This is a genomic window from Flavobacterium sp. WC2421, assembly GCF_040822115.1.
GTDB lineage: Bacteria > Bacteroidota > Bacteroidia > Flavobacteriales > Flavobacteriaceae > Flavobacterium.
Genome location: NZ_CP162004.1, coordinates 3220449 through 3234057 on the forward strand (window position 1 = coordinate 3220449; position 13609 = coordinate 3234057).

Genomic DNA, 13609 nt, shown 5'->3' on the forward strand with positions numbered 1-13609 from the left:
TATCCAAGAGTACTAGCCCAGATTGCAACGGCATCCTTTTACTTGCTATTTTCAGCAAGGAAAAGATACAGTGAAAAGCTGGAAAAAGCTCCTGATAACTTTAACACTAAATATCAATAACTCTAAGTTGCTGATATTCAATTATCAATTTTACAAATATGAGACTAGAAGATTTTGACAATGATGAGGATAAGGTAATCCAAGACCATTTGAAACAAAAAACTTGGAATGAAATACGAACTAATGACAGCTGGGCGATTTTTAAAATCATGGCCGAATTTGTAAACGGTTATGAAACTATGGGGCGCATTGGACCCTGTGTTTCTATTTTTGGATCGGCGAGAACTAAGCCCGAAGACAAGTATTACTTACTTGCCGAAAGTATTGCCTTTAAAATTAGTAAAGCGGGTTATGGTGTCATTACTGGTGGTGGACCTGGAATTATGGAAGCTGGAAATAAAGGAGCGCACTTGGGCGGAGGAACATCCGTGGGGTTAAATATTGTGTTGCCATTTGAGCAACATTTTAATCCATATATTGACGGTGATAAGAATTTAAATTTTGATTATTTCTTTGTTCGAAAAGTAATGTTTGTAAAATATTCTCAAGGTTTCGTGGTAATGCCAGGAGGTTTTGGTACTATGGACGAATTATTTGAAGCAATTACGTTAATACAAACTAAGAAAATTGCTAAATTCCCTATTATACTTGTGGGAACGAGTTTCTGGTCTGGACTGATAGAATGGGTAAAAACGGTACTTATCGAAAAAGAACAAACGGTAAGTCCAGATGATTTGAATTTAATTAAAATTGTGGATACCGAAGACGAAGTGGTTGAAGTACTAGACAATTTCTATAAAAAATACAATTTAAAACCTAATTTCTAATCCTAAAGCTGTTTTTTTTAAAACAGCTTTTTTTTGTTCTTTATTACGTTTTTATCTAAATATACGTATCTTGGAATCCAATTTAATCTGGAATACATAATTGAAATCATTCGCTAAAATCGTTTTTTTTTCTTTGGCTTTATTGACATCAATAAAACAATTTGCGCAACATCATTCTCAAATGGTGGTTGAAGTTAATTCTGATGAAAAGACGCTCAATATTCAACAGGATATTACCTATTTTAATGAATCTGATGACAATTTAAAAGCAATCGTTTTAAATGATTGGAACAATGCTTATTCTAATGTTAATTCTCCATTGGCAAAACGTTTTTCGGATGAGTTTTACCGTGGATTTCATTTGGCCAAGGAAGCCGAAAGAGGAAGCACAAACAACATCACTATAATTGATGACCAAAAACTTTTTTTAACTTGGCTAAGAACAGAAGAAAACCCTGATGTACTTACTGTCAAGTTGAGAGCGCCATTAGCGCCACATCAAAAAACAACAATTCATCTTACGTATATTGTCAAGATTCCTAGTGATGCATTTACAAAATATGGTTATGGTGGACTGGGAGGCATGAACTTAAAAACATGGTACCTTACTCCTGCCCGATATGAAAACCATGAATTTGTAGTGTACAACAATGAAAATCTCGATGACATTGCCAATGCAGTATCTGATTTTGATATTGAACTAAAAGTTACTAAAGGACTGCAAGTTACTACCGATTTAAAAAGTACAGCATCGATTGAAAATCAAGATTTTTCAATTTACATGCTTACTGGAAAAAACAGACTCAATTTTGGTCTTTTTATAGAACCAAAAATTAGTTTTCATAGTTTTAAAAATAATTCTCTTGAGGTGATTACTAATTTAAAAGAGGATAAAATAAGTATCATTGAGCAATCCTTGGTCATCAACAATGTAGTTAATTATGTAAATACACTCGTTGGGGACTATCCATTTGATAAAATAATGATTACTCAGACGGATTACGATCGAAATCCATTTTATGGTTTGAATCAGCTGCCCTCTTTTATCAGACCCTTTTCTGATGAGTTTACGTATGAAATTAAGTTTCTAAAAACCTATTTGAATGTTTACCTAAAAAATAGTTTGCGCGCAGATATCAGGAAAGACGGTTGGATTTACGATGCGATTCAGGTGTATACCATGATGAAATATATCGATGAAAATCATCCAAACAGTAAAATGCTAGGAAGTGCATCCAGCTTTAAATTGTTAAAAAGCTTCAACCTGACCAATTTAGATTTTAATGAACAATACAGCTATTTTTATATGTTAATGGCTCGAAAAAACTTAGATCAAGCACTTGGAGATCCTAAAAATACACTTGTAAAATTCAATGAACAAATTGCAAGTAAATATAGAGCTGGACTAAGTTTACGTTTTCTAGACAGTTATTTAGATCAAAACTCAGTAGACAAAAGCATCCAACAATTCTATGCTCTAAATAAGGAAAAGCAAAGTACAGAAAAAGATTTTGAAACCATCTTGAAAAGCAACACAGCCAAAAATATCAATTGGTTTTTTAACACGATTATAAAGTCTAGAGCTATTATTGATTATAAATTTTCGGGTGTAGCAAAAACGAAAGATTCTATTTATTTTTCACTTAAAAATAAGACTGAAGTTATTGTTCCTGTGCCTATTTATGGTGTTAAAAATGGAGAAATTGTATTTAAAAAATGGTTAGAGCCCAATAATACCGATAGCATTTACAGAATATCTAGAAATAATGCTGATAAAATAATTCTAAACTATAAAAACGAAGTACCCGAATATAATTTAAGAAATAACTGGAAATCATTAAAACCCTTTTTTCCAAATAACCGTCCTATCAAGTTTGTATTCATGAAGGATCTTGAAGATCCTTACTATAATCAAGTTTTATATGTTCCTACTTTAACTTACAATCTATATGATGGGTTTTCACCTGGATTGAGGTTGCATAATAAAACCATTTTAGAAAAGCCTTTTATCTTTGATATTAATCCCGCATATTCAACAAAAGCTCAGACTTTTTCAGGTTCTGGATCCTTTGCAGTAAATCAAAATTACAGAGAAAGTTCTCTTTACAATGTAAAATACTCACTTTCAGGCGCCTATTTTCACTATGCACCCGATGCTGCCTATTTAAAAATAAATCCAATGGTGACCATGCGATTTAGGGAAAATGATTTTAGAGACAATAGAAAACAGTTAATTCTATTACGCCAAGTACTGGTAAACAGAGAAAAAAGCCAAATTGTTCTTGACAATTCAAATGTAAATTATTCGGTTTTTAATGCTAAATATTATGATACTAAAACCGAAATCACCAAACATTTAAGTTTCATAGGTGATTTGCAATTATCAAAGAAATTTGGAAAACTATCGACAGAATTCGAATACAGAAAACTATTTGAAAACAACCGTCAAATCAATTTACGCCTTTTTGCTGGTAGTTTTTTATACAATAATACCAATTCAGACTTTTTTAGTTTTGCTTTGGATAGACCAACTGATTATTTATTTGATTATAACTATTATGGGCGATCTGAAAATAGCGGTTTTTTTAGTCAACAATTAATTGTAGCCGAGGGTGGTTTTAAGTCAAAACTAGCAACCCCATTTGCCAATCAATGGATTACAACTTTGAATGGAAGTTACACCATTTGGAATTTTATAGAGGCTTACGGTGATGTTGGATTTCTAAAAAATAAACATCAAAATGAAACGTTTTCGTATGACAGTGGCATTCGTCTAAATTTAGTTCCTGATTATTTTGAAATGTATCTTCCTGTTTATTCTTCTAACGGCTGGGAAATAAGTCAGAAAAATTACAATGAAAAAATACGCTTCGTTATTACTTTATCACCAAAAATATTAATCAATTTATTTAATAGAAAATGGTTCTAATTAAATGATTTTAAGTGTTTATATTGAATTATATTCTGTAATATGGATTTTTCATTACATATAATTAATATTTTTTTCGGTATAAACGTTTTTATTTGTTAATAATTAAATTATATTTATTTCAATGAATTATGATAATCGCCAGTTTTTAAGTAAATTTGTCCCGCTAAGTAACCCTTTTCAATTATGATAAAAGAAAAAACTAATTCTACATTAACATTCGAAGATTTCAAAACTGAAGTATTAAACGATTACAAGATCGCTATAATAAGTAGGGAATGTAGCTTGTTAGGTCGTAGAGAAGTGTTGACTGGAAAGGCTAAATTTGGGATTTTTGGTGATGGAAAAGAAGTTCCACAACTAGCCATGGCGAAATTTTTTAAAAATGGTGACTTTCGTTCTGGATATTATCGCGATCAAACTTTTATGATGGCGATAGGTCAATTGACTGTAGAACAATTTTTTGCCGGATTATATGGCAATACTAATATTGAACAAGAACCTATGTCTGCTGGGAGACAAATGGGAGGCCATTTTGTCACTCATAGTTTGAATGAAGATGGTTCTTGGAAAAATTTAACAAAACAAAAAAATTCTAGTGCGGACATATCTCCTACAGCAGGGCAAATGCCTCGTCTATTAGGTCTTGCCCAAGCTTCTAAAATTTATAGACAAGTACCTGGAATTCCGAATAAAGAAAATTTTTCGATTGACGGAAATGAAGTTGCATGGGGAACAATCGGAAATGCTAGTACATCTGAAGGCCTATTTTTTGAAACTATAAATGCGGCTGGAGTTTTACAAGTACCAATGATTGTAAGTGTTTGGGATGATGAATATGGAATTTCAGTTCATGCCAGACATCAAACAACTAAAGAAAATATCTCGGAAATTTTAAAAGGATATCAAAGAGATAAAGACGATAAAGGTTATGAAATTTTAAGAGTAAAAGGATGGGATTATTCTGATCTTATTGCGACTTATGAAAAAGCTTCAGCTATTGCTCGTGAAAAACACATTCCGGTTTTAATTCATGTTAATGAATTAACGCAACCACAAGGTCATTCTAGTTCCGGTTCTCATGAACGATATAAAGATGCGGATCGCCTAGCCTGGGAGAAGGATTATGACTGTATTCGTCAAATGAGATTATGGATGATTGCAATCAATATTGCATCGCCAGAAGAACTTGATGCTATTGACGCCAATGCCAAAAAAGAAGTTCTTGAAGGTAAAAAAGCGGCATGGACAACATTTATACAGCCTATTGTAGCGGAACAAAAAGAATTAGTTGCCTTACTAAATAAAATAGCGGAAACAAGCATACATAAAGTTGCTATCTTAAAACATTCAACAAATTTAAATACAATTAAGGATCCTTTGAAAAAGGAAATACTAATTGCTGCTCGCAAAACATTGCGTTTAATCTTTAATGAAAAAGGAAAAGACGAATTGTCCAATTGGATCACGAGCTACACCAAGAAAAATCAATATAAATTTAGCAGTCACTTATATTCAGAATCTGATTCAAATGTTTTTTCTGCCAAAGAAGTTTTGCCTAAATATTCTGAAAATATAAAAGAAGAAACGGATGGTAGAATGATTTTACGTGATAACTTTGATGCAATTTTTACAAAATATCCTGAAGTTTTAATATTTGGTGAAGACTCAGGGGCTATTGGTGATGTAAACCAAGGTTTAGAGGGAATGCAAGAGAAATATGGTGAATTACGCGTTGCCGATGTTGGTATTCGTGAAGCTACAATAATAGGACAAGGAATTGGTATGGCATTAAGAGGTTTAAGACCTATTGCCGAAATACAATATTTAGATTACTTATTGTATGCGATCCAAATCATGAGTGACGATCTAGCTACATTACAATACAGAACGGTAGGAAAACAAAAAGCACCTTTAATAATTCGTACTCGTGGACATCGATTAGAAGGCATATGGCATTCTGGTTCTCCTATGGGAATGATCATTAATGCTGTTAGAGGAATTCATGTATTAGTTCCTAGAAATATGACAAAAGCAGCTGGTTTTTATAATTCATTACTAGAATGTGATGAACCTGCATTAGTAATAGAATGCTTAAATGGATACCGCTTAAAAGAAAAAATGCCATTGAATTATGGAGAATTTAAAACTCCTATCGGAGTGGTTGAAACCATAAAAAACGGTAGTGATATCACATTAGTTTCTTATGGATCCACTTTACGATTAGTAGAACAAGCGGCCAATGAACTTTTGGAATTAGGAATTGACTGTGAAGTGATTGACATACAGTCATTATTACCTTTTGATATCAATCACGATCTTGTAAAAAGTATTGGCAAAACCAATCGCCTTTTAGTAATTGATGAAGATGTCCCTGGTGGTGCATCAGCATATATTTTACAACAAATTATTGAACAACAAGATGGTTATAATTATTTAGACAGTAAGCCACAAACATTAACTGCAAAAGCACACAGACCTTCCTATGGAACAGATGGAGATTATTTCTCAAAACCTTCTGCAGAAGATATTTTTGAAAAAGTATATGCTATGATGAACGAAGTAAATCCTTCGAAATTTCCAAGTTTATATTAAACAAAATCTAAAATCCCAATCTAGTACCGATTGGGATTTTTTTTATAAAAATAAAAATAGTATATTGTGAATCAATAAATTAGTCACAAATCTAAAAAAATGAAAATGAAAAAAATAACACTGCTCGTAGGAATGCTTTCAATTATGGCATTTATATCTTGTAAAAAGAAAGAAGAAACACCACAACCTACCGAAACAACTGTGGAAGTAACTACTCCAGCAGCAGAACCAGAAGAAACAAATCCTGATGGAACTTCAATAAGTGTAGGAACTGATGGTGTAGACGTAAGTACAAAAGACGGGGCAAGCGAAACCAATGTTACAGTTGGTGGTGGTGATGCTAAAGTTGAAATCAAGAAATAAGATACTTAGTCTTAAATAAAAGTTATAAAGCCAACGTAAATTTTTTATGTTGGCTTTTTTTAATTTATTTTAAACCTCATAATAAAAAGCTCTTAAATGACCCTTTTAGAAAAATTACTATATCAAACGCAAGACGTAAAAGTAATTCCTGATTCTATTACTAGTAATCAATATATCCCTTTAGATTTATCTGTTTCTAATATTCAATTAGCTGAAGAATCAATTGGAAATGCTGTTGCTTTCGAAAAATACATTGAGCACTACTTATCTACAAATAACTCAAAAGTAGCTTATGGTGGATACAATGAAGAAAGAAACCTTTATAAGCGAAGTATCATATTTAAAGATGACACAACAGCAGAGCGCAATATGCATATTGGCCTAGATTTATGGATAAAAGCAGGAACATCTATATTGGCAGCATTAGATGGAAAAGTACATAGTTTTAAAAACAATGCTGACTTGGGAGATTATGGTCCAACAATTATTTTAGAACATGAAATCGAAAATCAAGTTTTTTATACTTTATACGGTCATTTATCGTTAGAAAGTTTAGAAGATCTAAAAATTGGTGCGTTTTTCAAAAAAGGACAAGCCATAGGCACATTAGGAGATGCTAGTGTAAATGGAGACTATTCCCCGCATTTACATTTTCAAGTTATAAAAAATATTGCCAATAATCTTGGTGATTATCCTGGTGTTTGCAGTAAAAAGGATTTACCCTTTTATTTAGAAAACTGCCCAGACCCTAACCTATTACTAAAAATTAAAAGACAATAAATGAAAAAAATAATTCTAATCTTAAGTATTATTGTATTAGCCGGATGTAAATCAAAAAAAATAGACACACCTATTGTAGAAGAAGTTACTACGGTAAAATTAGCAATTAATGAAGTCTCTACTTTTCAAAAAGACAGAGCCTATAATTTGGGAAAACGCATATTAATGACTTGCAACACATCAAAATTTAAACCTTTTACTGAAAGTGAAGCAACTAGATCAGTAATAAATAATATTACATTAGAAAAGCTGTCTAAAACATGTACAAAATACAGACAATGGTATGGTGATTTTAAAGATTTACAGTTAATGGAAATATACAAAGACATAAATAAAAGCACTACCATTTTTCGTTACAAAGCATTATATAGTAAAAAAGTGGCGAATAAAGAACTTCGAGTTTATATGAATGAGGAAAACAAAATTTCAGCAATAAAATCAATGGATTGGGTAGACTTATTTGAAAGAAAATAATACTTAATTAATCCCTATTTACAATAAGCAATGAATAACAAACTTCTCGTTCTATTATTATTAGTTTCATTTACAGTTTCAAGTCAAGAATTAATGTCTTTTAACGGTCATAAAGGCTACAAAGCAACTAGTCAATGGAATTTTATCTGTGAAAACTACGCCTTGACAGGATTTGTAAATGTACAAATTGCAAAAACGGATACAAATGGAATCCTCAAATTAGCAGTTGAGACTACAAATCCCAAATTTATTATTGCAGGAACTATTTATGTTTATTTAACTGATAATACCATTATTACTTGTTTAGACAAAGGGAATTCAGAGGTTAATGGTAATACAATAATTGGGTATTATTCATTTTCAAATTCAGAAATGGAAAAACTAAAAAATACTGATATCGCATCCATACGGTTTAATATAAAAGGAGATTACAATGTATTTAGTAGTCAATTAGGGAATTTTACCGCCTATAATAAAACATCCCTTATTGAATCATCAAATAATAAAATTAAAAGAAAATATGTCACAGCTAAAGAGTTAACTTCTTTATAAAATAATACCGTATTATCGGAAAATAAGGGTCAAGTATGTTTCAGGTATAGCAATTGCTACTGAAACATACTTGACCCTTATCTTATTTAATTTCTAGTAAAATTACTATTTACAAATACAATTTACACACCTTTGTTCGTACCTTACAATCATTGAAATTATTTAGCATTAAAAATCAGTAAATTATACAACTTATTTTTACTATTATATAAGTTTTTTCAATAAAATAGCGCAAAATTTACTCATTAGTTTAAAATTAAAAAATTTGAAATTATATATCAAATACATGGTCAGCAATCGCTGTAAAATGGCAGTAAAAGAAGAGTTGAAAAAACTTGGATTGCACTTTATTCTTGTTGATTTAGGAGAAGTTGACGTGATGGAAAATATCACAATGGAACAACGCGAACTATTAAAAGCTGGTCTACTTAATTCGGGTTTTGAATTAATGGATGATAAAAAATCGATGCTAATAGAAAAAATAAAAAATGTAATTATTCAAATGGTTCACCATTCTGATGAAATTATTAAGGTAAACTTTTCTAATTATTTAAGTGATAAATTAAATCACGACTATACCTATTTGTCTAATTTATTTTCAGAAGTTCAAGGAACAACTATTGAACATTTTATCATTTCTCATAAAACAGAACGCGTTAAGGAACTAATTATTTATGGAGAACATAATATCACTGAAATAGCATGGAAAATGGGATACAGTAGTGTTGCGCATCTATCCAGTCAGTTTAAAAAAGTCACTGGGCTTACGCCTTCTCACTTTAAAAACATGAAAGATAAAAGACGTTGCCCAATTGAAGAAGTAGGAATTAAAAATAACACTATTACAAATAGCATCAATTAAAGTTGCCAAACCATCATGAAATTAATTTCAGAAAAAAGATTTCAACTCTACTCCATTCTTATAGCTATTATACTAGTAATGGTTTTGGCAGTTTTTTATTATAACAATCTAAAAGTAAAATCTACAAGTGACTCCACTGACTTAGCACAAGAAATATTACGCAAAAACGATAATGTTCTTTTGGATATTCTTGATATTGAAACTGGAGTAAGAGGGTACATTATTTCTGAAAATAGCCTTTTCTTAGAAACATTCAATAATGCCGTAAAAGCCATGAACAGGAATCTATCAGCATTATCAGTACTTACTCAAAACAATCCAAAACAACAACAACAAGTTAATTCATTAAAGGCAAAAACAGCCGAAAAATTAATTTTATTGAGAAAATTAATTGACGACAGAAATATAAAACTATTAAATGAAGAGGAGAAAATTACGATTCTTAAGAATGGAAAAATTATTACTGATGAGATAAAGGATATTATATCTGATATTAATTATGATGAGTATAATTCTTTAAAACTAAGAAAAACGGAGAACGAAAATAGTCGCCAAAATTCAGAAGTGCTGTTTTTTTTACTACTATTATTAATCTTAGTCATATTTACCCTTGTTTTTATAATAGTCAAGAATTTAAAAATTAGAAATCAAGAATTAGAAACATTTACAGCCTCCCAAAAATTACTATCTAATTATTCACTTAGTCTTATTGAAGCTAGTAAAGATCCATTGGTAACAATAAATATCAATGGAAAGATTACTGATATGAATGAAGCAACAGTTAAAATAACTGGAGTTAATCGTGAAAAATTAATTGGTTCTGATTTCTTAGATTATTTTACCGAACCAAAAATGGCTCAAGAAGTATATCAAGAAGTATTTGCTAAAGGATCAGTAGCTGATTCCCCATTAACAATTCGACATAAAAACGGTAAGTTGACTGACGTCTTGTTTAATGGATCTGTTTATAAAGATGATAAAGGAGCTGTATTAGGAATTGTAATTGTAGCGAGAGATATTGCTGAGCAAAAGTGGGCCTTGGATTTACGAATTGCTAATAGAGAACTTGCTTTTCAAAATGAAGAGAAAGAGAAAAGAGCTAATGAATTAATTATTGCAAACAAAGAACTTGCTTTTCAAAACGAAGAGAAAGAAAAAAGAGCTAATGAATTAATTATTGCAAACAAAGAACTTGCTTTTCAAAACGAAGAGAAAGAAAAAAGAGCTAATGAATTAATTATTGCAAACAAAGAACTTGCTTTTCAAAATGAAGAGAAAGAAAAAAGAGCCAATGAATTAATTATTGCAAACGAAGAACTTGCTTTTCAAAACGAAGAGAAAGAAAAAAGAGCCAATGAATTAATTATTGCAAACGAGGAACTTTTGTTTCAAAATAATGAAAAAGAAAAACGAGCTGCTGAATTATATTTGGCCAATAAAGAGCTAATTTTTCAAAACGATGAAAAAGAGAAACGAGCTGCTGAATTAGTAATTGCTGGCATCGAACTAGACTTTCAAAACAAAGAAAAAGAAAAACAAGATATTGTAAACGAGGAACTCAAATCACTTAGTGACTCTTCTAAATTAGCATCTCAATATTCTCTTAGTTTAATTGAAGCTAGTCGTGATCCATTGGTAACAATAAACATAGAAGGTAAGATTACGGATATGAATGAAGCCACCGTGAAAATTACGGGCATCGATCGTGAAAAACTAATTGGCACCGATTTCTTAGATTATTTCACAGAACCACAAATGGCTCGGGAAGTTTATCAAGAAGTATTTGCAAAAGGATCTGTTGCTGATTCTCCATTGACTCTTCGTCATAAAGATGGGAAACTGACAGATGTGCTTTTTAATGGTTCAGTTTATAAAAACGAATTAGGAAATGTACTTGGTGTTGTTGTTGTAGCCAGAGATATTACAGATCAAAAAAGAATTGAAACCGAATTAATTGAAGCTAAAGTATTTGCTGAACTAGCTACTGGAATTGCTGAGGAAGAAAAAAGAAATGCTGAACTTTCAACATTAATTGCTGAAAATGCGGTAAAGGCAAAACAACAGTTTTTATCTAACATGAGCCATGAAATAAGAACTCCCATGAATGCCATTATCGGCTTTACGAAAGTAGTTCTTAAAACTGAATTATCGGCAAAACAAAAGGAATATTTGACAGCCATAAAAATGAGTGGTGATGCACTTATTGTTCTTATAAATGACATTCTTGATTTAGCAAAAGTAGATGCAGGTAAAATGACTTTTGAAAAAATACCATTCAAATTAAAGTCTTCAATTTCTTCTATGCTTCATCTTTTTGAAACAAAAATTCAAGAGAAAAATTTAAAATTAGTAAAGGAATATGACCCAAACATTCCACCAATTGTAATTGGTGATCCAGTACGTTTGCATCAAATCATTTTAAATTTAGTAAGTAATGCAGTAAAATTTACTTCAAAAGGAAAAATCACAGTTAGTGTGAATCTAATTGATGAAGATGAAGAAAATATAACTATCGAATTTGCAGTTACAGATACGGGAATTGGAATTTCTAAAGAAAAAATCGCAACCGTATTTGACAATTTCCAGCAAGCAACAAGTGGAACATCCCGAATTTATGGTGGTACCGGATTAGGACTTGCCATTGTAAAACAATTAGTAGAACCTCAAGGAGGAACTATAAATGTAGAAAGCGAAGTTAATGTAGGAACTACATTTAGTTTTAGATTAGACTTTCAAAAAACAAACCTTGATGCAGAAGTAAATAACGAATTTCTTGAATTGGATACTGAAATTAATAATATAAAAGTATTAGTAGTTGAAGATATTGCATTGAATCAGTTGTTGATGAAAACCTTGTTAGATGATTTTGGTTTTGAAAGAGATATAGCCGAAAACGGAAAAATTGCCATTGAAAAACTGCAAAACAACTCCTATGACATTATCTTAATGGATCTACAAATGCCAGTAATGAATGGATTTGAGACAACTGAATACATTAGAAAAACAATGAATTCACAAATACCAATTGTTGCTTTAACTGCTGATGTTACCACTGTAGATTTAGCCAAATGCATGGCAGTAGGAATGAATGATTACATTGCAAAACCAGTAGATGAACGATTATTATATAGCAAAATTGTAAGTATTGTAAAAAAAACTTCCTATTTAAAATCAGATGAATTAGAACCAAAAGATATCCAAAAAAGTATTGATTTGGAATATTTGAAAACTAGGACTAAATCGAATCCAGAATTAATGATGGCAATGATAGATGCTTATTTACAGCAAACACCCCCATTAATAACTGCCATGAGAGAAAGCTTAAAAGACAAGGACTGGCAACTGTTAAAAGCTTCTGTACATAAGATGATCCCGTCCTTTTCAATAATGGGAATAAGCCCAAAGTATGAAGATATGGCAAAAAAAGTTCAAGATAGTGCTCTTGAACATGAAAATATAGAAGAAATAGGACATTTGGTTTTAGAGCTAGAAACCATTTGTACCTTATCTTGTAAAGAATTAGAAATAGAATTTAATAATATAAAAAATAGTAACTAATGAAAAACGATAACAAAATAAAACTCTTTTTAGTAGATGATGATGCCGTTTTCTTAAAATCATTAGAAATAGAATTTCTTCATCACACTGATTTTATTGTTGAAACTTTTGCAACTGGTGAGCTATGCATTGCCAATTTAGGAAAGAAACCTGACGTAATTATTCTTGATTACCATCTGGATGGAATTGATAAAAATGCTATGAATGGCATTGAAACATTGGATAAAATAAAAGAATTTAATCCTGATATTCCAGTAGTAATGTTATCATCTCAAGATAAAATTGATGTAGCCATTAGTTGTATGCACCATAAGGCATTTGATTATGTTGTAAAAAGCGAAACTGCTTTTTTACGCCTTCAAAAAAACATTACAGCCTTTTTCCATTTTGAAAGAATTGAAAAAGAATTAAACTGGTATATGGCCAGAATGTAATTTAATACTATTCCCTTTTAAGATAAAAGAGCAATGTTCATCATTAGAGGAGCATTGCTCTTTTATCTTAAAAACACCCATAACCATTCAAACATTTGAATTTCACAACATTTAACGACAATACAGCAACTAATTAGCATATAAATAACTGAATTTTGGAATGTGATAAATAAGT

10 protein-coding genes are annotated in these 13609 nt (G+C 30.9%); all 10 read left to right on the forward strand.

The genetic code is table 11. The features are described from left to right. Positions 1-158 precede the first annotated feature (158 nt). The 10 genes from AB3G33_RS13700 (at position 159) to AB3G33_RS13745 (ending at position 13434) form a co-directional block, all read left to right on the forward strand. Positions 159-887 carry a TIGR00730 family Rossman fold protein gene (locus AB3G33_RS13700; protein ID WP_367753596.1) on the forward strand — a complete coding sequence of 243 codons (729 nt, stop codon included), beginning with the start codon at positions 159-161 and terminating at the stop codon, positions 885-887. A gap of 181 nt (positions 888-1068) precedes the next feature. Next, positions 1069-3816: an aminopeptidase gene (locus AB3G33_RS13705; RefSeq protein WP_367774156.1), complete on the forward strand. Its 2748-nt coding sequence runs from the start codon at positions 1069-1071 to the stop codon at positions 3814-3816. Positions 3817-4002: 186 nt separating this feature from the next. Beyond that, positions 4003-6411, forward strand: coding sequence for a thiamine pyrophosphate-dependent enzyme (locus AB3G33_RS13710; protein WP_367770510.1), 2409 nt, complete (start codon positions 4003-4005; stop codon positions 6409-6411). 105 nt (positions 6412-6516) lie between these two features. Beyond that, positions 6517-6774, forward strand: coding sequence for a hypothetical protein (locus AB3G33_RS13715; protein ID WP_367770512.1), 258 nt, complete (start codon positions 6517-6519; stop codon positions 6772-6774). A 96-nt stretch (positions 6775-6870) separates the two neighbouring features. After that, positions 6871-7554, forward strand: coding sequence for a peptidoglycan DD-metalloendopeptidase family protein (locus AB3G33_RS13720; protein ID WP_367770515.1), 684 nt, complete (start codon positions 6871-6873; stop codon positions 7552-7554). Then, on the forward strand, positions 7555-8028 hold the full coding sequence (locus AB3G33_RS13725) for a hypothetical protein (RefSeq protein ID WP_367770518.1): 474 nt from the start codon (positions 7555-7557) through the stop codon (positions 8026-8028). It abuts the gene before it with no gap. Positions 8029-8058: 30 nt separating this feature from the next. Beyond that, positions 8059-8580 carry a hypothetical protein gene (locus AB3G33_RS13730; protein ID WP_367770520.1) on the forward strand — a complete coding sequence of 174 codons (522 nt, stop codon included), beginning with the start codon at positions 8059-8061 and terminating at the stop codon, positions 8578-8580. Between the two features lie 286 nt (positions 8581-8866). Further along, the gene (locus AB3G33_RS13735; protein WP_367757943.1) at positions 8867-9442 is read left to right on the forward strand and encodes a helix-turn-helix domain-containing protein; all 576 of its coding nucleotides are present in this window, start codon (positions 8867-8869) and stop codon (positions 9440-9442) included. 15 nt (positions 9443-9457) lie between these two features. Next, positions 9458-13000, forward strand: coding sequence for a PAS domain S-box protein (locus tag AB3G33_RS13740; protein ID WP_367770522.1), 3543 nt, complete (start codon positions 9458-9460; stop codon positions 12998-13000). Next, positions 13000-13434, forward strand: coding sequence for a response regulator (locus tag AB3G33_RS13745; protein ID WP_367770525.1), 435 nt, complete (start codon positions 13000-13002; stop codon positions 13432-13434). The genes AB3G33_RS13740 and AB3G33_RS13745 overlap by 1 nt, the downstream gene beginning before the upstream one ends. Positions 13435-13609 lie beyond the last annotated feature (175 nt).